The sequence below is a fragment of the Actinomadura sp. NPDC000929 genome (assembly GCF_040492065.1).
Taxonomy (GTDB): Bacteria; Actinomycetota; Actinomycetes; order Streptosporangiales; family Streptosporangiaceae; genus Spirillospora; species Spirillospora verrucosospora.
The window spans coordinates 41,904-67,356 of the sequence record NZ_JBEUPA010000011.1 but is presented as its reverse complement, the minus strand read 5'-3'; the positions used below and the strand labels follow the sequence as shown (position 1 = coordinate 67,356).

Annotated in this window: 18 protein-coding genes and 2 tRNA genes; 5 read left to right on the top strand and 15 right to left on the bottom strand. The window is 72.8% G+C overall.

Going from position 1 to position 25,453, the window contains the following annotated elements:
• Nucleotides 1–41 precede the first annotated feature (41 nt).
• From ABWI04_RS06720 to ABWI04_RS06710, 3 genes are all read right to left on the bottom strand, one after another.
• Complete coding sequence (locus ABWI04_RS06720) at nucleotides 42–3,062, bottom strand: AMP-binding protein (protein WP_353831775.1); 3,021 nt, start codon at nucleotides 3,060–3,062, stop codon at nucleotides 42–44.
• A 53-nt stretch (nucleotides 3,063–3,115) separates the two neighbouring features.
• Nucleotides 3,116–4,765 (bottom strand): AMP-binding protein, encoded by a 1,650-nt coding sequence (locus ABWI04_RS06715; protein WP_353831774.1) that lies wholly within the window; start codon nucleotides 4,763–4,765, stop codon nucleotides 3,116–3,118.
• 135 nt (nucleotides 4,766–4,900) lie between these two features.
• Nucleotides 4,901–5,281 (bottom strand): DUF3054 domain-containing protein, encoded by a 381-nt coding sequence (locus ABWI04_RS06710; RefSeq protein WP_353831773.1) that lies wholly within the window; start codon nucleotides 5,279–5,281, stop codon nucleotides 4,901–4,903.
• Nucleotides 5,282–5,347: 66 nt separating this feature from the next.
• On the opposite strand from ABWI04_RS06710, the gene ABWI04_RS06705 reads away from it, so the two are divergent.
• A complete protein-coding gene (locus ABWI04_RS06705) occupies nucleotides 5,348–6,193 on the top strand; it encodes a hypothetical protein (protein WP_353831772.1) in 846 nt (281 codons plus the stop codon).
• Nucleotides 6,194–6,206: 13 nt separating this feature from the next.
• Here ABWI04_RS06705 and ABWI04_RS06700 read toward each other — a convergent pair whose 3' ends face one another.
• Nucleotides 6,207–7,631: an MFS transporter gene (locus ABWI04_RS06700; RefSeq protein WP_353831771.1), complete on the bottom strand. Its 1,425-nt coding sequence runs from the start codon at nucleotides 7,629–7,631 to the stop codon at nucleotides 6,207–6,209.
• A 134-nt stretch (nucleotides 7,632–7,765) separates the two neighbouring features.
• Here ABWI04_RS06700 and ABWI04_RS06695 point away from each other — a divergent pair, with 134 nt between their 5' ends.
• Entirely contained in the window at nucleotides 7,766–10,945 is a 3,180-nt protein-coding gene (locus tag ABWI04_RS06695; protein ID WP_353831770.1) for an AfsR/SARP family transcriptional regulator, read from the top strand.
• 345 nt (nucleotides 10,946–11,290) lie between these two features.
• On the opposite strand, the gene ABWI04_RS06690 is transcribed toward ABWI04_RS06695, so the two are convergent.
• A tRNA-Met gene (locus tag ABWI04_RS06690) sits at nucleotides 11,291–11,364 on the bottom strand.
• Between the two features lie 32 nt (nucleotides 11,365–11,396).
• A complete protein-coding gene (locus ABWI04_RS06685; RefSeq protein ID WP_353831769.1) occupies nucleotides 11,397–12,032 on the bottom strand; it encodes a TetR family transcriptional regulator in 636 nt (211 codons plus the stop codon).
• Nucleotides 12,033–12,089: 57 nt separating this feature from the next.
• Here ABWI04_RS06685 and ABWI04_RS06680 point away from each other — a divergent pair, with 57 nt between their 5' ends.
• The gene (locus ABWI04_RS06680) at nucleotides 12,090–13,310 is read left to right on the top strand and encodes a cytochrome P450 (RefSeq protein ID WP_345184414.1); all 1,221 of its coding nucleotides are present in this window, start codon (nucleotides 12,090–12,092) and stop codon (nucleotides 13,308–13,310) included.
• Between the two features lie 13 nt (nucleotides 13,311–13,323).
• Here ABWI04_RS06680 and ABWI04_RS06675 read toward each other — a convergent pair whose 3' ends face one another.
• The 4 genes from ABWI04_RS06675 to ABWI04_RS06660 form a co-directional block, all read right to left on the bottom strand.
• Nucleotides 13,324–13,893: a carbonic anhydrase gene (locus tag ABWI04_RS06675; RefSeq protein ID WP_345184416.1), complete on the bottom strand. Its 570-nt coding sequence runs from the start codon at nucleotides 13,891–13,893 to the stop codon at nucleotides 13,324–13,326.
• A 106-nt stretch (nucleotides 13,894–13,999) separates the two neighbouring features.
• On the bottom strand, nucleotides 14,000–14,356 hold the full coding sequence (locus ABWI04_RS06670) for a hypothetical protein (RefSeq protein ID WP_353831768.1): 357 nt from the start codon (nucleotides 14,354–14,356) through the stop codon (nucleotides 14,000–14,002).
• Nucleotides 14,357–14,526: 170 nt separating this feature from the next.
• Nucleotides 14,527–16,158, bottom strand: coding sequence for an L-glutamate gamma-semialdehyde dehydrogenase (gene pruA / locus ABWI04_RS06665; protein ID WP_345184420.1), 1,632 nt, complete (start codon nucleotides 16,156–16,158; stop codon nucleotides 14,527–14,529).
• Between the two features lie 9 nt (nucleotides 16,159–16,167).
• Nucleotides 16,168–17,076 carry a proline dehydrogenase family protein gene (locus ABWI04_RS06660; protein ID WP_345184422.1) on the bottom strand — a complete coding sequence of 303 codons (909 nt, stop codon included), beginning with the start codon at nucleotides 17,074–17,076 and terminating at the stop codon, nucleotides 16,168–16,170.
• A gap of 117 nt (nucleotides 17,077–17,193) precedes the next feature.
• Here ABWI04_RS06660 and ABWI04_RS06655 point away from each other — a divergent pair, with 117 nt between their 5' ends.
• A complete protein-coding gene (locus ABWI04_RS06655) occupies nucleotides 17,194–18,282 on the top strand; it encodes a PucR family transcriptional regulator (protein WP_345184424.1) in 1,089 nt (362 codons plus the stop codon).
• A 10-nt stretch (nucleotides 18,283–18,292) separates the two neighbouring features.
• Here ABWI04_RS06655 and ABWI04_RS06650 read toward each other — a convergent pair whose 3' ends face one another.
• The 5 genes from ABWI04_RS06650 to ABWI04_RS06630 all read right to left on the bottom strand — a co-directional run bounded on the left by ABWI04_RS06650 (nucleotide 18,293) and on the right by ABWI04_RS06630 (nucleotide 22,420).
• Nucleotides 18,293–19,864, bottom strand: coding sequence for an acyl-CoA synthetase (locus tag ABWI04_RS06650; protein ID WP_353831767.1), 1,572 nt, complete (start codon nucleotides 19,862–19,864; stop codon nucleotides 18,293–18,295).
• Nucleotides 19,865–20,212: 348 nt separating this feature from the next.
• A tRNA-Met gene (locus tag ABWI04_RS06645) sits at nucleotides 20,213–20,286 on the bottom strand.
• Between the two features lie 49 nt (nucleotides 20,287–20,335).
• Nucleotides 20,336–21,385: a YlbL family protein gene (locus ABWI04_RS06640; protein WP_353831766.1), complete on the bottom strand. Its 1,050-nt coding sequence runs from the start codon at nucleotides 21,383–21,385 to the stop codon at nucleotides 20,336–20,338.
• A gap of 27 nt (nucleotides 21,386–21,412) precedes the next feature.
• On the bottom strand, nucleotides 21,413–21,856 hold the full coding sequence (locus tag ABWI04_RS06635) for a molybdenum cofactor biosynthesis protein MoaE (protein WP_345184431.1): 444 nt from the start codon (nucleotides 21,854–21,856) through the stop codon (nucleotides 21,413–21,415).
• Between the two features lie 33 nt (nucleotides 21,857–21,889).
• Entirely contained in the window at nucleotides 21,890–22,420 is a 531-nt protein-coding gene (locus ABWI04_RS06630) for a PPA1309 family protein (RefSeq protein ID WP_345184433.1), read from the bottom strand.
• Nucleotides 22,421–22,538: 118 nt separating this feature from the next.
• Between ABWI04_RS06630 and ABWI04_RS06625 the strand changes: the two genes are divergently transcribed.
• Nucleotides 22,539–25,451, top strand: coding sequence for a UPF0182 family membrane protein (locus ABWI04_RS06625; protein ID WP_353831765.1), 2,913 nt, complete (start codon nucleotides 22,539–22,541; stop codon nucleotides 25,449–25,451).
• Nucleotides 25,452–25,453: the final 2 nt, after the last annotated feature.

The window sequence follows — 25,453 nt, the reverse complement described above, 5'->3', positions numbered from 1 at the left end:
GGCCGCCTGTAAGTCCAGACTTATCGGCGGTGACTTGGGCGTCAGCGGGCCTCGCGGGCGGGCGCCGCCTTGAGGAGCCGCCGCCGCGCGGCGTCCGTCAGCGGCCGGTACGCGCCCGCCTTGTCCCGGTAGAAGGCGCGCCCGTCCCCCGCCGGCGGGACTCCCTCGTCCCGCAGCGGCGCCGTCCGCAGCCGCCGTCCCGCCGTGACGGGCACCTCGTCCACGATCCGCACGATCGCGGGCCGCAGCCCCGGCTCCACCCGCAGCAGCGCCTCGGACAGGTCCACCGGCTTGACGGCGCCCTCGGCGGAAGACCCGGGGGCGGCCCGCAGGCTGACGGCTGCCGCGGCCAGTTCCGTGTCGCCCACCGGGATCCCGTAGACGGCGACGGCGTCGACGTAGGGCAGGTCGCCCAGCGCGTCCCGGATGGGGCCGGGCGGGACGATGCCGTCGGCCGTGCGGATCAGCTCGGTCTCCCGGCCGACGAGCCAGAAGTCGCCGTCGGCGTCCCGCCGGAACAGGTCCCCGGTGATCGTCCAGGCGTCCTCGGGGCGGAACACGCCCCGCACGGGACGGGCCGCCGACCCGATCGCCGACAGCCGCACCCGGGCGAGCAGCATGCCGATCTCGCCGGGCTCGCAGGGGATGGCGAACCCGTCCGGCCCCTCGGCGAGCCGGCCGTTCTCCAGGTCGTAGCGGGCCAGGCGCACCCCGGCGCTGCCCGGCAGCGGCCGCCCGAGCGACCCGGGCTTCTTGCCGCTCAGGTTGACCAGCACCGACTCGCCCTCGGTGGAGGCGTAGAACTCCAGGACCCGCGCGGGCGCGAACCGCTCCTCGACCCGCTGCCACAGGTTGCGCGGCATGCCCGACCCGATGAACAGCCGGACGGCGTGGTGCCGCTCGGCCGGGTCCGGCGGCGCGTTCACGAGCTCGCGCAGCAGCGTCCAGGTGTAGGAGGCGACGGTCACGCCGTAGCGCCGCGCCTCGTCCCAGAACGTCTCGGGGTCGTACTCCTTGCGGGGGGACGACCCCCCGCTCCCCCCGGGATCGGCGTGGGCGCTCGCCAGGGCCAGTCGCGCACCGCCCGCGACGGCTCCTCCGAGGCTCATCAGCAGCGCGGACGGATGCTGGAGCGGCGTGAGGCTGTAGACGGTGTCGGACGAGGACAGGGAGGCCGAGGACGCCGTCCCGAACGCCGACAGGGCCCACCGCCGGTTGGTGATGCGGCTGGCGCGCAGCTGGTCCCCGTCACCGCGGAAGACCACGAACGCCAGGTCGCCGGCCCGGCCCGGGTTGGGCCGGTACCAGCCGGGAAGCTCGACCCGGTCCGGGTCGATGGCCTCCATGTCCATCAGCGGACCGCGCTCGCCGCGTCCCGCGCCGCCCAGCAGGAAGCCGGGCACGTCCTCCAGCCCCGCGGCGGCCGCGGCGTGCTCGGGGTCGGCGATGACCCGCGTGACCTGGCCGAGCCGCGCCTCGGCGGCCGGGTCGCCGTCGGGCCGCAGCAGCACCGCGACGGCGCCGAGCCGGTTGAGCGCGGCGACGAGAGCGAGCGCGGTCGGCCGGGTGCCCATCAGCACCCCGACCGCGTCGCCGCGCCGCACCCCGATGTGGATCAGGCCGCGGACCACGGCGTCGATGCGGCGCCTGGCCGCGTCGTGGGTGTGCCCGCGCCCCTGGTAGAGGAAGAAGACCTCGTCCGGCATGCGGCGGGCCTGCTCGTCCAGCAGCAGCCCCATGGACATGCGGGTGTCGGACTGGATGCGCTCCAGCCGGGCCAGGCGCGGCAGGTTCTGCGCGGCCTCCCCGCCGAGCTGGCGGGTTCCGTGCACGGCCCGCGAGGCCGTCCGGTACGCCGAGCGGGCGGCGCTCGCCCCGACGCCCATGGCGAGCTGGAGGCCGTACCCGGCGGGGCCGCCCGGGAGCCCGGCGGACGCGGCCTCCTCGTCCCCGGCGACGGGCACGACGATCTCGGGGAGCTCCGCCTCGCCGTCCCGCCAGCGCGCCCACGCGGCGACGGCCGGCCACGTCCGCGCGATGGCGAGGCTGCCGACGACGAGCCCGAAGTGCCCGGCGCGCAGCGACGCCTCGTACACCTGGGCGCGCGGCGCGGCACGGCGGATCCCGCGCACCATCGGCGGCGCCGCGATCTCGTCCACCTCCCCGACGAACGTCAGGACGGGGCAGGTGATGTCGGCGAGCGTGACGAGCCGGTCGCCGATGAGGAACCCGCCGGTCAGCATGCGGTTGTGCTGGATGAACTGGCGGATGAACTCCGCCAGCGCCGGTCCGGGCCACGACACCCAGCCCTCCCGCTCCAGGAAGCGGCGCTGGCGCTCCCGGGGCGCGAGCCGCTCCCGGTCGTGGAGCTGGAGGATGAAGTCGACCCGGGAGCGCACCGACTTCACGGGGCTGAGGAGCTGGAACCCGAGCCGCGTGACCCAGCCCGGCACCGCGAACCCGCCGAGCAGGGCGTCGGGGATGCGCTCGACGCCCTCGGACGCGAGCCAGCTCGGCAGCCCGAACGGCAGCCCGACGCTGGTGTCGGCCGGGCTCCCGAACGTCACCACGGACGCGACGCCCTCGCTGCGCCGGTACGCGGCGGCCTGGTAGACGAACATGCCGCCCTGCGAGTACCCGGCGAGGTGCACGTCCCGGCCGGTGGCCTCCCGGATCCGGTCCACCGCGTCACTGACGGCCAGGACGTGGTCGCTGACCGTCCGCTCCAGCCCGCCGGGCTCCCGCTCGGGCGCCCCGAAGTCGACCACCCACGGGTCGACGCCGAGGTCGCGCAGCACGCGCACCGCGCTGACCCGCGAGGAGATGTCGTACACCTCCGCGGTGATCATCAGCGGCGGGACGAGCAGCACGACCGGCCCGCCGCCCGCGCCGGGGAAGTAGTGCCGCAGCCGGTAGACGCGCTGCTCGGTCACCACCTCGCAGGGCGAGGCGTCCTCGTCGGTGTCGAACCCTCCGAACCGGGCGACCTCCAGGGCGTTCTGGGCGGTGGAACCCAGGCGGGAGCCCAGCTTCAGCAGCGTCTTGGCAACAGCCGGCATCATGGCCCTCTCACAGCGTCAACGCCATGTTGTCCTGTTATCACCGGCTTTAGCAATCAGCTGATGATCCGCGCGCCCTCCAGGTGGCCGCCCTGCAACCGCTCCCACATGTACCTGCGGCGGGGCTTGCCGCTGGAGGTGCGCTGGATCAGGCCGGTGCCGACGACGATGGTCAGCTCCACGTCGTCTCCGAGCCGGCGCCGCAGCATCTCGCGCACCCCGCCGATCCAGGTCTCGTCCTGCGTCTCGGCGAACAGCGCGAGCCCCTTGCGCCCGGCGCCGGGGACGCCGACCACGACGATGCGGCCCTTACCGAGCCCGCTCACCTCGGCGATCTTGGATTCGAGGTCCTCGACGTAGACCGAGCGCCCCCGCACCTTGATGCTGTCGCCCATCCGCCCGAGGACGAACAGCTGCCCCTCGTGGAAGAACCCGGCGTCGCCGGTGTAGACCTTCCCGTCCATGAACCGGGTCGACTTGGCCTCGGCCCCCGCGAAGTACCCCGGGCACGCCGACGGTCCCCCGACGACGATCTCGCCGAGGAGGCCGCTCTCCAGCTCGTTCCCCTCGTCGTCGACGATGGCGACGGGCACGTCGTCCTCGGGCGTCCCGCAGCCGACGACCCAGCCGGCCTTGGCGCCGAGGGACTCCGGTCCGAGCGGGTGCTGCTCCAGGATCCGGACGGGCTGCCCGAACGCCAGCGCCTCCGGGTCGGGCCGGACCGCCAGCGGGTTGCGCGGGACGTCGTCCATGGTGACGAGCAGCGTCGTCTCGGCCATCCCGTAGGCGGGCTTGAACATCGTCCGGGAGAACCCGAACGGCTCCATGAGCTGCGCGAACACCTCGAGCGTGTGCGGGTCGATGGGCTCGGCGCCGATCAGCGCCATCTTCCACCCGGACACGTCGAGCCCCTCCAGCTGCTCGGGCTTGACCCGCCGCGCGCAGTAGGCGTACGCGAACGGCGGCGCCGCCGTGTGGGCCGCCTCCCCGAAGCACCGCAGCCACCGTGCCGGGTCGCGGATGAAGTGGTCGGGCCGCATCAGCTTCAGCGTCCCCTGCCGCGCGATGGGCGTGAGGAAGCAGCCGATCAGCCCCATGTCGTGGTAGAGCGGCAGCCAGGAGGCCACCACGTCCCCGTCCTCGTAGCCGGCCTCCCGCGCGATCAGATCGCTGTTGGCCTCCAGGTTCTCCCAGGTGACCATGACGCCCCGGGGGGACCCGCTGGACCCGGACGTGAACTGCAGCAGGGCGAGCTCGCCGGCGGGCCGGACCTCGGCCTCCTCGTCGGCCTTGCGGGGCCGCCACGGCTCCCCGTCCAGCCCGGCGCCGGCCATGGCCCGCCTCGCGTAGTCGGCCAGCCCGTCGGAGGCCACGACCAGCGCCGGCGACGCCTGGCGCAGGATCGCCGCCACGTGCGCGACGTAGTCGTCGCCGTCCTGGAACAGCGGCGGAGTGATCAGGCACACCGTGGCGCCCGCGGCCCAGACCGCGAAGTACGTCTCGACGCAGGTGAAGTCCGTGGGCAGGATCAGGCACACCACGTCGCCCGGCCGGACGCCCTCCTCGACCAGCGCCCCCGCGGTGCGCCGCGCGGCCGACGCCAGCTCACCGTAGTCGCGGAACTCCCAGCCGCCGTCGTCGGCCGCCAGGTGGACGCCGCGTCCGGTGTTCGGCTTGTCCAGCCAGTCGCGCAGCGCAGATGGCATCGTGTCCCCTTCACAGGAAAGGCTCGCGCCCGTACATGACTCGCGGGTAACTTCACCAGGGCGGCGCGACGCCGTCAACCGGTTCGATCAGCCGAAGAGACCGCCCGGTCATTCGGGGGCGTCCTCCAGGGCCCCTCACCCGGAGGCGGACACCTTCCGAGCCGCCGCCAGCCGGGCCACGAGCCGGGCCGCGACCCGCCATCCGAGCAGCGCGGCGCCGAGGAACACCGAAGCCACGATCACGAACGCGAGAGCGGTGCCCTGCCCGGACACGACCCGCAGCACCATTCCCACGGCCACGGACGAGACCCAGATCCCGACCCCGGCCGGAAAGACCTCCTCAGGCCGCCGCCAGGCCCGCAGAAGACCCCATCCGGCGCCGAGCCCCACGAGGAACGGCCAGGCGGTGGACAGGAACCCGCCCAGACTGGCCGCCTCCTCATGCGAAGCCCGCCCGATGGCGACGAAAACGAGCACGCAGAGAACGTCGGCGACCGCACCCAAGACCTTCCTCACCCCTCCAGGCTAAGGGCCGCCGCCTGCGCTCTTGCCGCCGGGGAGCAGCCGCGCCATCATCGCGCGATGGACTTCGACCGGGCCTGCTTCCGCCGCCTCTACGAGGATCTGCTGGACCACGACGGCGAGCCCCGCCGGTTCCTGGCGGGCCGGCGGCGGACGGTGGCCGCCCACCTGGCCGGGCTGGCGCCCCTGCGCAGGCGTGAGCGCATCCCGCCGGGCGGCTGCACCGGGGACGACGAGCACCTGTGGCGGATGATGAAGCTGTACGCGCTGAGCCGGGTCAGCGACTACCTGATCGAGCAGGGCGGCGCCGCCCACACGCACTTCTTCACCGAGATCGGGCTGACCCCGTTCGAGCACGCGGAGGCGTTCTCCCCGTTCCACCACGAGATCTCCGCCGTGGTGCAGGATCCGGGCGCGACGCGGGTCACCGTGGAGGAGGTGCTGTGGCCCGGTTTCTGGTTCGGTGACCTGCTGTTCTGCCGCGCCGGCGTGCGGGTGCGGGCGCCGCGGCATCTGATCGACGCCGCGGTCGCCACGACCTCGACGCTGTACTTCACCTTCCGCCGCGCCTCGCGCCCGGCCGGCGACCTGTCACACGGCTGGGGTTCCCAATCGCAGTGGCGGACGAGCTTCCCCCGTTTCTACGCCGACGAGGCCGGCCTGCACCTCAACTGGGACGGCGCGATCGACATCGGCGAGGACCCTCCGCACCGTCCGGCCGGCCGCCTGGAGGATGAGGCCCCGCTGGACGAGCGCCGTGAGCTGCTGCTGCACCGCTGCTTCGTCCGCACCGCCCTCCCCCGCGACGAGGACGACCGCTTTCCCTACAACGACCGCCTGAGCCTCACCACGGCGGAGTGGCCGATGAATCCGGATGCGATCGTGCGGACACCAAGACCCGAGTAGAACGCTCCCCACATCAGGTCGTGCCGACCTTTGGGGCCGGTGATGCCGCCGCACTCCCGGAGACCTCACCGCTGGGCCCGCCGGCGGGGCGGCCGGGAAGGGCGAGAGCCGCGATGACACCTACCAGGGTCAGGGCGGCCGACACGGCGACGGCGGCGCGCAGGCCGGCGGCGGCGCCGCTGCCGGATGCCGCGACGCCGACGAGCACGGCCAGCCCGACGCCCACACCGATCTGCATGGCGGTGTTGGCCATGCCGCCCGCGATGCCCTGCTCACGCGCGTCCACGCCGGTGGCCGCGGCGGCGAACTGGGTGGGGTAGATCGTGCCCATGCCCATCCCGTACACGGCGATCCCGGCCAGGACGGTGAGGTACGAGCCGTCGGCCATCATTCCGGCCGCCAGGAGGGCGCTGCCCCCTGCCCCGAGCAGGAGCGCGGTGATGAGGGTGCCGCGGATGCCGATGCGCAGCATCAGCCGTCCGGCGGCGAAGTTCCCCAGGGCGATCACCGCGGACAGGCCGAGGAACGCCAGTCCCGCCCGCAGGGCCGTGTAGCCCAGCACGTCCTGGAAGTACAGGGTGAGGAAGTACACGACGTTCTGCATGGTCGCCCCGAACACGAAGATGATCACAAGGGCGGGGGCCAGGTCGCGGTCGCGCAGGAGGCGCAGCGGCATCAGCGGGCTGCGGCTGCGCGCCTCGACGGCGAGGAAGGCGGCCAGCAGGCCGAGTGCGAGCAGGGCCCCGACGGCGAACTCCGCGGAGGTCCAGCCCGTGTCGGGGACCTCGGCGATCGTGTACACGAGGAGGGTGGCGCCCGCGGTGCCGGTGACCACGCCGGGCAGGTCGTACCCGCGGCCGCGGTCGACCGGTCCGTCCGCCGGCAGCAGCCGGAACGCGGCGGCGGCCGCGGCGGCCACCAGCGGCACGTTCACGAGGAACACGGCCTCCCAGCCGAACGCGTGGGTGAGGACGCCGCCGAGGAGCGCCCCGGCGCTGAGCCCTCCGGCGCCGGCCATGGCCCACACCCCGAGCGCCCTGAGCCGTTCGCGTCCCTCCGCGAACATGGTGTTGACCTGCGCGAGGGTGGCGGGGAACACGATCGCGGCGCCGACCCCCTGGATCGCGCGGGCGGCGACGAGCGTGCCCGGGGAGGTGGCGAGGCCGCCGAGCAGGGACGCGCCGCCGAACGCGACCATGCCGAGGACGAACATGCGGCGGCGTCCCAGCAGGTCGCCCGAGCGGCCGCCGAGCAGCAGGAAGCCGCCGAAGAACACGGCGTAGGCGCTGATCACCCACTGGGCCGAGCCCTCGGAGAAGCCGACGTCGCGGACGAGGTCGGGCAGCGCCACGTACACGATGGTGAAGTCGAGCGAGGTGATGAGGCTGGAGAACGCCAGCAGGGCCAGGCTCAATCCCGGCCTGGGCGCGGAACGCATGATGGACCTTCTTCGGTAGAGGTTCTGGTGCCGTCGCCCGACTATGCGGCGGGCCGCTTACCGCCCGCTTTCCCTCCGCCTACCGTCTCCCGGGCGCCGCCGTAGGCCCCGGTCAGGGCGTTATCGTGGGGATCATGCGTTTCGGGGTGCTCGGACCGCTGGCGGTCTGGACGGCCGACGGCACCCAGGTCGCGGTCCGGGGGCTGAAGGTCCGGGCGCTGCTGGCCGATCTGCTCGTCCAGGACGGGCGGCCGGTGTCGGCGGACCGGCTGATCGACGATCTGTGGGGGCCGGCGCGTCCGGCGGACCCGGCGGGGGCCCTGCAGGTCAAGGTGTCCCAGTTGCGCCGGGCGCTGGAGGACGCCGAGCCGGGCGGCAGGGATCTGGTGGTGTACCAGGCGCCGGGGTATCTGCTGCGGGTCGATTCCGAGGCGGTGGACGCGGGCCGGTTCGCCGCGCTCGTCGCCCGGGCGCGGGAGACCGCCGACCCTCGGGCCAGGGCCGCGCTGCTCACCGAAGCGTCGGCCCTGTGGAGGGGCCCCGCCTACGCCCCCTTCGGCGACGAGCCGTTCGCGCGGGCCGCGATCCTTCGCCTGGAGGAGCAGCGGCTGGCGGCCGTGGAGGATCTCGTCGAGGCCCGGCTCGCCCTGGGCGAGCACAGCGCGCTGGTGGGCGAGCTGCGCGACCTGGTGGCCCGCCACCCCCTCAGGGAACGGCTGCACGCCGCTCTGATGCGCGCTCTGTACGGGGCCGGAAGGCAGCACGAGGCCCTGGACAGCTTCGGGGAGCTGCGCGACCGGCTGCGCGAGGATCTGGGTCTGGATCCGAGCCCCGAGCTGGCGGATCTCCGGCAGGCGATCCTCACCCGGGACCCGGACCTGGCGCCCGGACGTCCCCGGACCAACCTGCCCGCGCCGCCCGGCGAGCTGATCGGCCGCGAGGAGGCGGTCCGCGAGGTGCGGGCGCTGCTGGAGCGGTTCCGTCTCGTCACGCTCACGGGGCCGGGAGGGGTCGGCAAGACCCGGCTGGCCCTGGAGATCGCCGCCGGGGCTCTCGACGCGTTTCCCGACGGGGTGTGGTCGGTCGGTCTCGGCGGTCACGACCGGCCGGACGCGCTGGCGGACGCGGTCGCCGCCACGCTCGGCGTCCGCGATGACGCCGGTGGAGGAGCCGTCCCTGCCGCCGACCGGGTCGCCTGTGCGCTGCGCGGCAGGCGGCTGCTGCTGGTGCTCGACAACTGCGAGCACCTGATCGAGCCCGCGGCGGATCTGGCGCACCGGCTGCTGGCGGCGGCGCCGCAGGTGCGGATCCTCACGACGAGCCGGGAACCGCTGGGGGTCGGCGGTGAGGCGATCTGGTCGGTGCCGCCGCTGGAGCCGCCCGGCGAGGCGGAGGAGGCGGGCCCGTCGGCCCTGCGCCGGTCCAGCGCCGTCCGGCTGTTCGTCGCGCGTGCCGCCGCCGCGTCTCCCGGTTTCGCTCTCACCGCCGGCAACGCCCGCGCCGTCGCGGCGATCTGCCGCCGTCTCGACGGCATCCCGCTGGCGCTGGAACTGGCGGCCACGCGGGTCCGCGCGCTCGGCGCGGACGAGCTGGCGGCCCGGTTGGACGACCGGTTCCGGCTGCTGTCGGCCGGCCGGCGGGACGTCCCGCGGCGGCAGCGGACGCTGCGCGCGGCGATCGACTGGAGCTGGGACCTGCTGACCGGGCCGGAGCGCGCCGTCCTGCGGCGGTTGTCGGTGCATGCCGACGGCTGCTCGCTGGAGGCGGCCGAGGCGGTCTGCGCCGGGGACGGGGTCGCGGGCGAGGACGTCGCGGAGCTGCTGTCCCGCCTGGTCGACCGCTCCATGGTCGTGGTCTCCGACGGCGTGCGCGGCCACCGCTACCGGCTGCTGGAGTCCGTCGCCGCCTACTGCGCCGAGCGCCTGCGGGAGGCCGGCGAGTCCGAGCATGCCCGAGCCCGGCGCGACGGGTACCACGTCGGGTTCGCGGAGCGGGCGGCGGAGCGACTCCGCGGCCCCGACCAGCGGCGTTGGCTCCAGCACCTGGACCTGGAACACGCCAATCTGCGCGCCGCCATCGAGAGCACCGTGCGGCACGACCGCCCGGATCTCGCGCTGCGCCTGGTCAACGCGATGGCCTGGTACTGGTTTCTGCGCGGGCGGCTCAGCGAGGGGCGCCGCCTGCTGGATCTGGCGCTCAGCCACGACGGCACGGCGGCGTCCTCCTCACGGGCCGCGGCCGGGGCGTGGCGGACGGGCATGGAGATGCTCGGCCGCCATGGCATCGACCGGACGCGGCAGGTCGAGGCGGCGCTGGAACCTTACGACCGCCTGGACGACCCGGACGGCCGGGCCCGAGCGGAGTGGTTCCTCGCCGAGATCCTGCTGGGCGGCGCGGACTCGGCCACCGGCGAAGGGCTGGCGCGGCGGGCCCTTGCCGCCTTCGGCGAGGCCGGGGACCGCTGGGGCACGGCGGCCGCGCTGACCACGCTGGCCCACTACGCGCTGATCCGCGGGGATCTGGCCGCCTGCGCGCGCCACACCGAACAGGGCGCGGCGCTCTTCGACGAGCTCGGCGACCGCTGGGGCCGGTTGAGGGCCGCCGATCTGCGAGGCAGGCTCGCCGAGATCCGCGGTGACCTCCAGGGCGCCGCCCGTCTGCTCCGCGAGGGGCTGCGGCTGGCCGAGGACCTAGGGATCTGGACGCAGGTCTCGTACCTGCTGTCCGGGCTGGGCAGGATCGCGATGATGACGGGCGACCTGGCCGGGGCGGAGCGGCTCCACGAGAAGGCCATGCGGCTGGCGACCGAGCAGAGCAACCGCCCCGGAGAGGTGTTCGCCGAACTGGGCCTGGCGATGGGGGCGCGGCGGCAGGGTCGGCTGGACGTGGCGGAGAAGCTCTTGCGCGACGCGCTCGACTGGCAGCGGCGCGTCGGGTTCGACCCCGGTGTAGCGCTCACCCTGTCGGAACTGGGCTTCGTGGCCGAGCAGCGCGGCGACGCCGGAGCCGCCCGCGAGGCGCACCTGGAGGCCCTGGCCGTAGCGCGCCGCACCGGCGACCCGCGGGCGGCGGCGCTGGCGCTGGAAGGGCTGGCGGCCGCCCACACCCTGGCGGGCGAACACCACCGGGCCGCGCGTCTGCTGGGCGCGGCCACCGCAGCGAGGGAGGCGACGGGCGCCCCAAGACCCGCAGCCGCCGGCACCGACGTGGACCGCACCATGAAGGCCCTGCAAGCCGCCCTAGGCGAGCAGACCCTGAACGCCGAACTCCAGCAAGGCCGCACCACCCCCATCCCCGCCACCCCCGCACCCTGACCGGGAGCAAAGCGGAGGGGCACGAGGGCCGAGCCGGGGGAGATCGAAGACCGAAGCCCGAGGGAGGGCGAAGGGCGAAGCCCGAGAGGGGCCGAAGGCCGAGGCCCGAGGGAAAACGAAGGCCGAAGCCCGAGGGAAATCAAAGACCGAAGCCCGGGGGGAGATCGAAGACCGGAGCCCGGGGGAAGTCGATGGGCGAAGCCCGAGGGGGGTCTAGGGGCGAAGCCCCAGGGGCGGGCGGGTGGGGGAGGCGGAGGAACAGGGGGCTCCGGGGGATCGTCCCCCGGGCGAAATGCGAAGGGTCCCCGGGAAGCCGCAAGCGGCGACCAGGGGACCCCAGACCAGTAGCGGGGGCAGGATTTGAACCTGCGACCTCTGGGTTATGAGCCCAGCGAGCTACCGAACTGCTCCACCCCGCGGTGATGTCTTAACTGTATGGGGTGGGGGGTGGTTAGGCAAACGGGTTGGGGGGGGGGGCTTGGAGGGCGGCGGTGAGCATGGCGGTGAGGTCGGTGGTGAAGGTGTCGTGTGCGGGGGTGGGTGGGGGTGTGGGGGGGTGGTGGGTGCGGGTGGCGCGGTCGGATAGGGCGGCGGTGAGGAAGGCGATGAAGAGGGAGATGCGTTCGAGGGCGATGGGTTCGGGGAGGGTGGCGCGGCAGGCGGTTTCGAGGAGGTGGAGTTGTTGTTGGAGGGCGGTGTCGTGGAGGAGGGGTGGGGGTTGGTGGTCGCGGATTCCGGCGCGTCCGGCGAGTTGGGCGGTGATGCGGAGGAAGTCGCGGCCGTGGGGGGTGCGGAGTTCGTCGGCGGTGGGGCGGACGATGGCGTCGACGATGGTGTGGGGGTCGTCGGGGTGGAGGGTGGGGAGGGTGGCGGCGCGGGCGGGTTCCATGCGGGTGATGCCGGCGCGGAGGATGGCGTGGAGGAGGCCGTCGCGGGAGCCGAAGTGGTAGGTGACGGCGGAGTCGTTGGCCTGTCCGGCGAGGGCGACGATGTCGCGGGTGCGGGTGGCGTCGATGCCGTGGGCGGCGAAGAGGTGGGCGCCGGCGCGGATGAGGGCGTCGCGGGTGGCTCTTGCGTCTTTCGGCACGCCGGTGATACTAACAGGGGGCGTTAATAACGACGCCTGTTATAACCGGAGGCGGGCATGGCGGACGTCTACGATCCCTTCGATCCCGGCTTCCAGGCCGATCCCTATCCGGCCTACCGGCGGCTCCGCGACGAGGAGCCGGTGCACCGCCACGGGGAGCCGCCGTTCTGGGCGCTGTCGCGGTTCGAGGACGTCTGGGCGGCGACGCGGGACGCGGAGGCGTTCTCGTCGGCGCAGGGTCTGACGTTCCACCCGGACGAGATCGGCACGCTGGGCCTGGCCCCGACGATCGTGATGCTGGATCCGCCGCGGCACACGGTGCTGCGGCGCCTGATCAGCCACGGGTTCACGCCGCGCCGGACGGCCGCGCTCGAAGGCCTGCTCCGGGAATTCGTCCGGTCCCGGATCGCGGTGATGGAGCGCAGGGCGGCCGACGGCGAGACGCCCGACCTGCACCGGGACTTCTCCTCGCCGCTGCCGACGTTCGCGCTGGCGCACCTGCTCGGCGTCCCGGAGGCCGACCGCGCGAGGTTCGATCCGTGGGTGTCCGCCCTCACGACCCTGCAGGACGAGGGGTTCGGCCCGCACTCGGCGCGGGAGGGGGCGGTGAACGCGGTGGCGGAGATGTTCGGCTACTTCAGCGACGTGATCGCCGCGCGCCGCGCCGATCCGTCCGACGACCTGGTCAGCGCGCTGGCGGCCGCGGAGGTGGACGGGGAGCGCCTCACCGACTGGGACGTCCTCGGGTTCTGCTTCGTCATGGTGGCGGGCGGCAACGACACGACCGGGAACCTGATCTCGCACGGCGTGGCGCTGCTGGACGGCGCCCACGGGCAGCGCGAGCGCCTGGCGGCCGACCCGTCGCTGATACCGAACGCGCTGATGGAGTTCCTGCGCCTGGAGAGCTCCGTGCAGGCGCTGGCCCGGACGACCACGCGCCCGGTCACGCTGCACGGGACGCGGATCCCGGAGGGCGAGAAGGTGATGATGCTGTTCGGGTCGGCGAACCGGGACGAGCGCGAGTTCGGCCCGTCGGCCGGCGAGCTCGACGTCACCCGTGAGATTCCGCGCCATCTGGGTTTCTCCAGCGGCGTCCACTTCTGCATCGGGTCGCATCTGGCGAAGCTTCAGGCCCGTGTCGCGCTGGAGGAGCTTCTCCAGGCCCACCCCCACATCGGGGTGGACCTGGAGAACGCGGTGCGCATCCAGTCGCCCTTCACCCGCGGCTGGGTCTCGCTTCCGGCGACGGGCGTCGCGGGGCCGCCGCGGACGTCGTGAAGGGCGGCCGCCGTCAGAGAGGGGCGAAGGCTCCGTTCTCCTGGCAGGCTGAGACGGTCGCGGTGTCGACGTCGTAGTACCAGAGGTGCATGCGCAGGCGTCTGGCGCGCAGGCTCTTGGTCACCGCCGGGTAGCGGCGCAGCTTGTCGGCCTGGGCGAGCAGATGCTGGTGCCCGGGATCCGCGTCGGGGGTGTGCAGGCGGCGCCAGTGGTGGGTCTGGAGCAGCCACAGCCACATCGTCGGCGCCGTCCGCGGGGCCTGCGACCGGGTCCGCGCCTGGACGGCGCCGCACTGGGTGTGGCCGCAGAGGATCAGGTCGGTGACGCGCAGCACGTTGACGGCGTACTCCACCGTCGCGGCCTCGGCGGTGAGCCGGCCGATCCGGTGCGGCGGGATGACGTTGCCGGCGGTGCGGAGTTCGAACAGTTCGCCCGGCCGGGCGCCGGTCAGCTCGGTCGGCACGAGCCGGGCGTCGGAGCAGGCGATGAACATCGCGCGGGGCGCCGGGGCCGGCGCGCCGCCGGTCCGGTGGCCGCCCTGGCGCTGCGGGGCGAGGCGGGCATGGTCGATCAGGGGTTGCATGGGGAGCAGATCCTTCGGTTCCGATGACGAACCAGACGGGGCCGGGTGCGGGCACGCGGAGCTCGCACGCGCTCGACCGCGCGCCTATCCGCGTGGGCGTCCGGTTCTAGCAGCGCAGGATCTGCGATCGGTTGCGGGGCGGCGCCGCCGGACCCCCGGCCGCCGGTGGCCTGCCGGTGCCGGCCACGGGGCGCCGGGCCACGGCGGTCACCGTGGGGGCGGTCCGGCTCGGCGGGAAGTGCGCGGCGCCTCCGAAGTAGGAGCCGTGGCCGGCCTCGCAGTGCTCGAAGGACGGCTGGAGGAGGGCGTCCGCGCCATGGGCGGGCGACGTCGCGCAGGACACGGCGGCGGCCGAGCGGTCGGCGTCGGCGATGTACGCGGCGCTGCCGCGATGTCCGCTGGAGTGGCTCACCCCGTGCAGCAGCAGCACCAAGGGGATCGCCGCCAGCACCCACGCGCGCATCGCCCGCGTACGCGGTCGGCCTGCCCTGGTCGCACGGTTCCCCACACCGCAGAGATTACTCAAAGTAATGATCGGACACTAGCTGTGACGGGTGAGGGGTTCCTGCCCCCCGTGACGCGGGCGGGCCCGCACCCCCCGGGGTGCGGGCCCGCCAGGACCAGGGGAACCGCCTACCCCATGTGCGGGTACCGGTAGTCGGTCGGCGGGACGAACGTCTCCTTGATCGAGCGGGGGGACGTCCAGCGCAGCAGGTTGAACACCGAGCCGGCCTTGTCGTTGGTGCCGGAGGCCCGGGCGCCGCCGAACGGCTGCTGCCCGACGACGGCGCCGGTGGGCTTGTCGTTGATGTAGAAGTTGCCGGCGGCGTAGCGGAGCACCTCGGCGGTGTGCGCCGCCGCGGCCCGGTCGGTGGCGATGACGGCGCCGGTCAGGGCGTAGTCGGCGACCGACTCCATCTGGGCGAGCATCGCGTCGTAGGCGTCGTCCTCGTACACGTGGACGCCGAGGACCGGCCCGAAGTACTCGGTCCGGAAGATCTCGTTCTCCGGGTCGCCGGACACGAGCACGGTGGGCCGGACGAAGTACCCGACGGAGTCGTCGCAGGTCCCGCCGGCCACGATCTCGACGTCCGGGTCGCCCTGGGCGCGCTCGATGGCGGCCTTGTTCTTGGCGAAGGCCCGCTCGTCGATGACGGCGCCCATGAAGTTGGACAGGTCGGCGACGTCGCCCATGGTGAGCTCGTCGACCTCGGCGGCCAGCTCCTCCTTGAAGCCGTCCTCCCAGATGGAACGCGGGATGTAGGCGCGAGACGCGGCGGAGCACTTCTGGCCCTGGTACTCGAAGGCGCCGCGGACGAGCGCCGTCTTCAGGACGGCCCGGTCGGCGGACGGGTGCGCGACCACGAAGTCCTTGCCGCCCGTCTCCCCCACGACCCGCGGGTAGCCGCGGTACTTCTCGATGTTGGCGCCGACGGTCTTCCACAGGTGCTGGAACGTCGCGGTGGAGCCGGTGAAGTGGATCCCGGCGAGGTCGCGGTGCTGGAGCGCGACGTCCGACACCGCGAGCCCGTCGCCGGTCACGAGGTTGATCACGCCCGGCGGGAGCCCGGCCTCCTCCAGCAGCCTCATGAGCAGCACGGCGGAGTACGTCTGCGTGGGGGACGGCTTCCACACCACGACGTTGCCCATCAGGGCGGGCGCGGTCGGCAGGTTCGCGGCGATCGCGGTGAAGTTGAACGGGGTGATCGCGTAGACGAACCCCTCCAGCGGCCGGTGGTCGGACCGGTTCCACACTCCGGGGCTGCTGATCGGCTGCTCGGCGAGGATCCGCCGGGCGAAGTGCACGTTGAAGCGCCAGAAGTCGACGAGCTCGCAGGGGCTGTCGATCTCCGCCTGCTGGACGGTCTTGGACTGCCCGAGCATGGTCGCGGCCAGCAGCGTCTCCCGCCACGGCCCGGCGAGCAGGTCGGCGGCCCGCAGGAAGATCGCGGCGCGGTCGTCGAAGGCCATCGACCGCCACGCGGGCGCGGCCGCGAGCGCCGCGTCTATCGCGTCCCGCGCGTCCTGCTCGGTGGCGGTGCCGAAGGTGCCGAGCACCGACGCGTGCCGGTGCGGCTGGACGACGGCGACCTTGGCGCCCGCGCCGAGGCGCCGCTCGCCCCCGATCGTCATCGGCAGGTCGATCGGGGTCTCGGCGGTCAGCTCGGCGAGCTTCGCCTCCAGCCGGGCCCGCTCGGCGCTGCCGGGGGCATAGCCGCGTACCGGCTCGTTCACCGGCGTCGGAACGTTGGTGACGGCGTCCATGGAAACTCCTTAGCGGGAGACGAACGAACGGAGGAAGAAGGCGAGGTTGGCGGGACGCTCGGCGAGCCGCCGCATGAAGTAGCCGTACCAGTCGGCCCCGTAGGGGACGTAGACGCGCATCCGGTGGGCCTCGGCGAGCCGCCGCTGCTCGGCGGCCCGGATGCCGTAGAGCATCTGGAACTCGTAGGAGGAGGGCGACCGCTCGGCGGCCAGGGTGAGCGCGATCTCGATGATGCGCGGGTCGTGGCTGGCGACCATCGGGTACCCGTCGCCCCGCATGAGCCGCCGCAGCGCCCGCACGTACGCCCGGTCCACCTCGTGCCTGCTCTGGAACGCGACCGAGGCGGGCTCGGCGTAGGCGCCCTTGACCAGCCGCACGCGCGACCCCTCGCCCACGAGGTCCCGCAGGTCGCCCTCGGTGCGCCGCAGCATCGCCTGGACGGCGACCCCGGCCCACGGGAAGTCGACCCGCAGCTTCCCGAGGATCTCCAGCGTGGAGTCCACGGTCGTGTGGTCCTCCATGTCGAGGGTGACGGTCATGCCGACCCGCTCCGCCGCGGAGCAGATCTCCCGCGCGTGGTCGAGCGCGAGGTCGCCGGGCAGCGCCTGCCCGAGCGCGGACAGCTTCACCGAGGCGTCGGAGCCCCCGGCGAGCCCGTGCTCGTCGAACGCCTCGAACAGGCGCAGGTAGGCGTCCCGGGTGGCCCGCGCCTGGGCGGGCTCGCGGGTGTCCTCCCCCAGGTGGTCGAGGGTGACCTCCAGCCCGCCGTCCCGCAGTTCCCGCACGGCCTCGAGCGCGGCGTCGAGATCGTCCCCGGCGACGAACCGGTCGACGACTCCCCTGGTCAGCGGCACGGAGGTGATGACATCGCGCATCCGTCCGCTGCGCGCGGCGGCGAGAAGAAGCGGGCTGAGCATGGAACCCTCCAACGTCAAGGAACACCTCGCACGTTAGGAGCACCGCCGCGCAGCCCCTATAGTCAAACGCCACTTTCAGGGTGGCCAGTCCTCATACAGATGTACGAAGGAAGCGCGATGGCACTCGACCTCCAGGAAATCGTGGAACAGGCCGCCGACCTCCTGGGCGCGCCCGCGACCCTGGAAGACCGCGACTTCCATCTGGTCGCCTACGCCGCGCACGGCGACACGATCGACCCCGTCCGGATGGACTCGATCCTGCACCGCCGCGCCACCGGGGCGGTCCGCGCCCGCTTCGAGCGCCACGGCATCGCCCGCGCCACGGGCCCGGTCCGCATCCCGGCCGACGCCGCGCTGGGCCAGCTCGCCCGCCTGTGCCTGCCCGTCCGCTGGAACAACGTCACCTACGGCTACCTCTGGCTGCTGGACGACCGGCAGCGCATCACCGACCCCCAGGCGGCCAGGGCCATGCCCCTGTGCGAGCGCGCCGGCCTCCTCATGGCCCGCCAGGCCCGCGAGCGCGACGACCTCGGCTGGAAGGTCGCCGACCTGCTGTCCACGCATCCCGACGTCCGGACCCAGGCGGCCGACGACCTCACCGACGCCGGGGCGGTCGACACGCCCCTCACGGTGGCGGTGCTGCGCACCCCGAGCCCCGAGCCCCTGAACCCGTGGCTGCTCCCCCACTCCGTCCTGGCGACGGTGTGGCAGCGCGACCACGTCCTGCTCCTCCCCGCGGGCAACGCCCCGGCGGCCCTCGCCCGCGCACGCCGCCTTCTGGAAGAGCGCAACGCCCCGGTCCAGACGGGTGTGCACTCGCCCTGCCCCACCTTGGACGACGTCCACGAGGGCTGGCTCAGGGCCCGCGTGGCCGCCCGCACCGCGGCCCCCGGCGAAACCCGCGACTGGACGTCCCTGGGCGTGCTGCGCCTGCTCCGCACCGCGGGCGACGAGGCGCTGGCCCAGACGACCCAGACGCCGGGAACCGAACGCCTCCTGCAGCACAAGGATCTCGCCGCGACGGCCCGCACCTACCTGGACCTGGCGGGCAACGTCCAGGAAACGGCGAAGACCCTGAACATCCACCGCCAGACCCTCTACCACCGCCTGCGCCGCATAGAGGAACTGACGTCCCTGACCCTCGCCGACGGCCAAGACCGCCTGACCCTCCACCTGGCCCTGACACTGGCCCCCCACCTGGCGTGAGGGTGAGGGCTCAGTCCTGCGCGAGCCCCGCGTGCCGTTCCCGCAGATCCCGCTTGAGGATCTTGCCGCTGGGGTTCTTGGGCAGGGCGTCCGCGAGCACGACGTACTTGGGGCGCTTGTAGGAGGCGAGACGCTCACGAGCATGGGCATGGACGTCGTCCACGGTCAGAGCGGCGCCCGGCTTCGGCACCACCACCGCCGTGACGGCCTCGATCCAGTGCGGGTGGCTGATCCCGAAGACGGCGACCTCGGCCACCCCGTCCAGCTCGTAGACGGCCTCCTCGACCTCCCGGCTGGCGACGTTCTCGCCCCCGGTCTTGATCATGTCCTTCTTGCGGTCGACGACGGTCAGGTAGCCGTCCTCGGTCATGATCCCGAGGTCGCCGGAGTGGAACCATCCGCCCCGGAACGCCTCGGCGGTCTTCTCCTCGTCGCGGTAGTACCCGAGCGCGGCGTGGGGGCTGCGGTGGACGATCTCGCCGACCTCCCCGGCCCTCACCGGCTCGCCCGCGTCGTCGACGAGGACGGTCTCCACGTTGACGGCCGCACGCCCCGCGCTCCCGGCCCGTTCGAGCTGCTCGTGCGGCTTGAGGATGGTGGCGAGCGGCGCCATCTCCGTCTGCCCGTAGAAGTTCCACAGCCGCACGTCCGGCAGCCGCCGCATCAGCTCCCGGAGCACCTCGACGGGCATGGGCGACGCCCCGTAGTAGCCCTTCCGCAGGCTGGACAGGTCGCGCCGCTCGAAGTCGGGGTGGCGCAGCAGCGAGATCCAGACGGTCGGCGGGCAGAAGAGCTTGGTGACCTTCTCCCGCTCGATCGTCTCCAGCAGCGCCGCGGGGTCGGGCCCCGGCAGGATGACGCTGGTGGCGCCGAGGTAGACGTCGACGGAGAAGAAGCAGTCGAGCTGCGCGCAGTGGTACATCGGCAGCGTGTGCGCCTCGACGTCGTCGGCGCTCATCTCGCCGTCGATCACGCAGCTCACGTACTGGCCGACGAGTGACCGACTGGTCAGCACCACGCCCTTGGGCCGCGACTCGGTCCCCGAGGTGTACATGATCCGCAGCGGGTCGTCGTCCTCGACCATGACGTCCGGCGCCGTCGCGGGCCCGTCGCGCCACCAGGCGTCGACGTCCTCCCACCCTTCGCCCGGCGCGGCGCCCGACAGGGGGATCCACCCGCGCACCCCGTCCTGGACGCCGGCCGCGGCGAGCGCCTTCTCCGCGGTCGCGGCGAGCGCGTCCTCCGCGACGATCCCGGACGCCCCCGAGTGCCCGAGGATGTAGGCGATCTCCTCGGCGTTCAGCATGAAGTTCACCGGGACGAGCACCACGCCGAGCTTGGCCGTGGCGAACACCGTCACCGCGTACTGCCAGCAGTTGTGGCTGAGCAGCGCCAGCCGGTCCCCCTTGCGGAGCCCCCGCGCCGCCAGAGCGTGCGCGGCCCGGTTCACCGCGGCGTCGAACTCCGCGTAGGTGACCCGCAACTCCCCGCTGACGACGGCCAGCTTCCGAGGATCCCGCCGCGCCGTCCGATGCAGCAGATCCCCCACCGAATGCCGCCGAGCCCGAGCAACGACCGACACAACCGCCACCTTCCCCACAAAGCCGCAGGTGAGAGCAAGTGGGACAGATCATAACCACCCACCCCAATCCCCACACCACCCCCGAAAAGGGGGACGAGGAGCAGAACCTGGAGGGGAAATGGAAGCCGAACCCGAGAGGAGTCGAAGGCCGAGGCCCGAGGAAAATCGAAGACCGAAGCCGGGGGGAAATCGATGGGCGAAGCCCGAGGGGGGTCTAGGGGCGAAGCCCCAGGGGCGGGCGGGTGGGGGATGGCGGAGGCACCAGGGGGCTCCGGGGGATCGTCCCCCGGGCGAAATGCGAAGGGTCCCCGGGAAGCCGCAAGCGGCGACCAGGGGACCCCAGACCAGTAGCGGGGGCAGGATTTGAACCTGCGACCTCTGGGTTATGAGCCCAGCGAGCTACCGAACTGCTCCACCCCGCGGTGATGTCTCAAGTCTATGGCATGGGAGGGGGTGGTTCGTACGGGGCGCTCATCGGGTGCAGGCGGGGACGGCGCCTTTGCCGCTCGTGAGGGCGTTGAGGGCCTGGACGGCGTCGTGGAGGGTGTCGGCGCGGACGAGGCGGAGGCCGTCGGGGCGGGAGCCGGCGGCGTCGGCGCAGTTGTCCTTGGGGGTGAGGAAGACGGTGGCGCCGGCCCGGCGGGCGGCGATCATCTTCTGCTGGATGCCGCCGATGGGGCCGACCTTGCCGTCGGGGGTGATGGTGCCGGTGCCGGCGACGAACCTGCCCTGGGTGAGGGCGCCGGGGGTGAGTTTGTCGACGATGGCGAGGGAGAACATGAGGCCGGCGGAGGGGCCGCCGATGTCGCCGATGCTGATGTCGATCTTGAAGGGGAACTTGTACTGGTCGGAGAGGACGATGCCGACGACGGCGCGCTTCCCGCTGGGGTCGGCGACGGTTTTGAGGGTGGCCTTGGCCTGCTTGTCGTCGCGGATGTAGGTGAGGGTGACGGGGGCGCCGATGGGGCGTTTGGCCATGGTGCCGGTGACCTGGGAGACGCTGGTGACGGCGGCGCCGTCGAGGGTGGTGATCTCGTCGCCGGGCTTGAGGACGCCGTCGGCGGGGCGCCCCTTCTGGACGCCGTCGACGACGACGCGGGTGGTGAGGGGGACGCCGAGTTCGTGGAGGGCGGCGGCCTCGGCGTTCTGCTGGGAGTCCTGCATCGCCCGGGTGTTCTCCTGGTCGACCTGCTTGGGCGACTCGTTCTTCGGGAAGATCGTCTCTTCGGGGACGATGGCGGTGTCGCCGGCGAACCAGCCGCGCAGGGCGGTGAACAGGTCGATGCGCCCGCCGGGGCCGCCGCGGTAGGTGACCGTGGTGAAGTTGAGGTGGCCCTGGTCGGGGTAGGTCTGGCGGCCTTCGATCCGGATGAGGGGCTGGCCTTTGTCGTTCGTGCCGAGGGTGTTGCTCGTGGGGCCGGGCATCAGGGCGACGTAGGGGACGCGCATGACGGAGCCGACGAGGGCGAGCACGAGGACGAGCACGCTCGCGAGGCTGAGCGTGGCGGCACGACGAGACATGCCGGAAACTCTATGCGGTTCGGGCCCTCAGCAGGCCCCGACCCACTCGTCGCCTCCGTCGGCGAAGGTCTGGTGCTTCCAGATGGGGACGGTGGCCTTGAGGTCGTCGATGAGGCGGCGGCAGGCGGCGAAGGCTTCTTCGCGGTGGGGGCAGGACGCGGCGACGACGACGGCGATGTCGCCGACCCGCAGGTCGCCGACGCGGTGGACGGCGGCGAGGCCGAGGACGGGGAAGTCGGCGGCGACCTTCTCCATGACGGCGCGGAGTTCGCGCTCGGCGGTGGGGTGGGCGCTGTAGGAGAGGGCGGTGACGGCGCGCGCGTGGTCGGTGTCGCGGACGGTGCCGGCGAAGACGGCGGTGCCGCCGGCGCCGGAGGCGCCGACGGCGGCGTACACCTCGTCGACGGACAGGGGCGTGTCGCGCACGCCGATCAGCCGGATGACGTCTCCGCCGGCAACGCTTTGGCTCACGTCCCGCAGGCTACCTCTCCGGGGCGGCGCCGTTCACTCGGGTGCGCCGGGCTCGTCGGGTTCGAGGGTGGCGGCGAGGGCTTCGGCGAGGGCGGGGACGAGGTCGGGTCCGGTGAGGACCTCGTCGTCGGCGTCGTGGCGGCGCAGCCGGAGGGCGGAGTGGCGGGCGCCGTCGCGCAGCACGCCGACGATCATGCGTACGTCCTCGCGCTTGGGGTGGGACGCGGCGAACTCGGCGGCCTGGGCCTCGTCCTCGGGGATCTGCTCCTCGACCTCGGGCGGCAGGACGATCCGTTCGAGGACGAGGGCGCAGCCTTCGACGGTGTCGGGCCAGGCGATGGTGGCGAGGGCGTCCTCGACGCCGGCCTGGTCGGGCAGGGCGGGCTGTTCGAGGGCGGCGAGGGTGTCGGCGCCTTCCCGCAGGCCGAGCTGCTCGGCGAGTTCGGGCTCGGCGCGGCGCAGTTCGGAGCTGCGGACGAGGGCGTAGATGCGGGGCGCGCTGTCCCAGCCCTCTTGGGCCGAGTGACGTTCTAGGTCCAGCACGACTTCTTCCAGAAGACTCACGGGCCCATCTTTCCCCCATTCAGCCCGGGGAAGTGCGGGAACCCCCGTCCCAGTCGGTAAGTTGCATCTACAGCACCGGCGGGCGGCCGGTGGGAGAGATCTCGATCGGAGGGGCCACTTGACCTTCCGGACTCCCGGTTTCGGGCGCCGGCTCGGTACCGGACGGACGCGGCCGCTGCTGCCGGTCCTGGTGGCGCTGGCCGCGCTGCTGGTGGCGTTCCTCACGTTCACGGCCGTGTACACGGACCTGCTGTGGTACCGCTCGATCGGCTTCTCGTCGGTCTACACGACGCAGCTGCGGGCGAAGGTGGTCCTGTTCTTCGGGGCGGGGCTGCTGATGGCGCTGGTGGTGGGCGCGAACGTGGCGGTGGCGTACCGGCTGCGCCCGGCGTACCGGCCGCTGTCGGTGGAGCAGCAGGGCCTGGAGCGCTACCGGGCGGTGATCGACCCGCGGCGGCGGCTGATCGCGTGGGGGCTGCTCGGGGTGCTGGGGATGCTGACGGGGTCGTCGGTGGCGGGCCAGTGGCCGGTGTGGCTGGCGTTCCTGAACCGGACGCCGTTCGGCGTGAAGGATCCGCAGTTCCACAAGGACGTCTCGTTCTACGTCTTCACGTACCCGTTCCTGCGCCTCGTCATCGGGGTGGTCTTCGCGACGGTGATCTTGTCGATCCTGGCCGCGGTGATGGTGCACTACCTGTACGGGGGGCTGCGGCTGCAGGGGCCGGGCGACAAGGCGAGCCCGCCCGCGCGGGCGCACCTGTCGGTGCTGTTCGGGTTGTTCATCCTGCTGAAGGCGGTCGCGTACTGGTTCGACCGGTACGGGTTGGTGCATTCGGAGCGCGGGGTGGCGACGGGCGCGTCCTACACGGACGTGAACGCGCTGCTGCCGGCGAAGACGATCCTGGCCGTGATAGCCCTGCTGTGCGCGGCCATGTTCTTCGGCAACCTGCTGCGGCGCGGCATGATGCTGCCGGGCGTCGGGTTCACGCTGCTGGTGCTGTCGGCGATCCTGCTGGGCGGGGTGTACCCGCTGCTGATCCAGCAGTTCCAGGTGAAGCCTGACGAGCTGGCCAAGGAGCGCCAGTACATCCAGCGCAACATCGAGTTCACGCGCAAGGCCTACGGGGTGGACGGGGCGCGGGTCGTCCCGTACGGGTCGCAGCCGGTGACCGACAAGAAGGCCCTCCAGGACGAGGCCGCCAAGCTCGGGCAGAGCGGGGTGCGCGTCCTCGACCCGAACGTGGTGGGCGAGACGTTCCAGCAGTTGCAGCGGATCAGGCCGTTCTACCGGTTCCCCGACACGCTGGACGTGGACCGCTACCAGGTCGACGGCAAGCTCGTCGACACGGTGGTGGCGCTCCGCGAGCTCTCCGGGGCGCCGGTGGGGCAGCGCAGCTGGGTGAAGGACCACATGGTCTACACGCACGGCTACGGGTTCGTCTCCGCGTACGGCGACCGTTTCGACTCGACCGAGCCGGCCTTCATCACCCCGGACATGCCGGCGTCCCCGAACCAGCCGATCAAGGTGGCGCAGCCGGAGATCTACTTCGGGGAGCGCTCGCCGCGGTACTCGGTGGTCGGCGGGCGCGGCCAGCAGGAGCTGAACTACCCGGACAACAGCCCGTCGGGGCAGCAGAGCAGCACCTACGACGGCCAGGGCGGCGTGCCGGTCGACTCGTTCGCGCACCGGCTGCTGTACTCGGCGAAGTTCCAGGACAAGAACCTGCTGCTGTCGGGCGCGATCAACAAGAACGCGAAGATCCTCTACGACCGGTCGCCGCGGCAGATGGTGCAGAAGGCGGCGCCGTGGCTGACGCTGGACGGCGACCCGTACCCGACGGTGGTGAACGGCCGGATCCTGTGGGTGGTGGACGGCTACACGACGTCTGACAGCTACCCGTACTCGGAGGAGATGAGCCTCGGGGAGGCCACCCGCGACACGATCACCGACACGCGGTCGGCGGTGGCGCGGCAGGCCAACGACCACGTCAACTACCTGCGCAACTCGGTGAAGGCGACGGTGGACGCCTACGACGGCACCGTCCACCTGTACCAGTGGGACGAGAACGACCCCATCACCAAGACGTGGATGAAGGTGTTCGACGGCACGGTGCAGCCGCGGTCGTCGATCCCGCCGGAGCTGGAGTCGCACTTCCGCTACCCGCAGGACCAGTTCAAGGTCCAGCGGAAGATCCTCACGAAGTACCACGTGACGGACCCGTCGGCGTTCTACAACGGGGAGGGCTTCTGGGAGGTGCCCGAGGACCCGTCCGCCAAGGGCAGGCAGCAGCCCCCGTACTACCAGAGCCTGCGGATGCCGGGCCAGGACGCCCAGTCCTTCTCGCTGACCACGGTGTTCAACCCGCGCGGCAACCCCCAGCTCGCCGCGTTCATGTCGGTGGGGTCGAACCCGGGGCGCGACTACGGGCAGATCCAGATCCTGCAGATGCCGCGCAACGCGCAGCCGGCGGGGCCGGGCCAGGTGCAGAACTCCTTCGAGACCGATCCGAAGGTGAAGGCCGACCTGTTCGCGTTGCGGCAGGGCGGGACGAAGACCGTCGCGGGCAACCTGCTGACGATCCCGTTCGGCGGCGGCCTGCTGTACGTGGAGCCGATGTACACGAAGGCGGCGGGCGGCTCCGAGCAGCAGCCCTACCCGATCCGCGGCAAGATCCTGGTGCGGTACGGGGAGAGCATCGCCGCGGCCGACACGCTCGACGAGGCGTTGAAGCAGGTGCTCGGCGGCGCCGGGGCGCCGGCCCAGCCGGGGCCGCAGGCCCCGCCGGGCCAGGAGCTGAGCGCGTCGGCGCAGAAGGCGATCGACGATCTGAAGGCCGCCGTGGCCGACTACGAGAACGCCCAGAAGAAGGGCGACTACCCGGGCATGGGCGAGGCCTGGAAGCGGATCAAGGACGCGCAGGCCGCGCTGTCGGCCGCGGGCAAGGAGGAGCCGAAGACCTCCCCGAGCCCGTCGCCGAGCCCGTCGGCGTCGCCGTCCGCCTCGCCGAGCGCCACGCCGCCGGCGAGCTGACG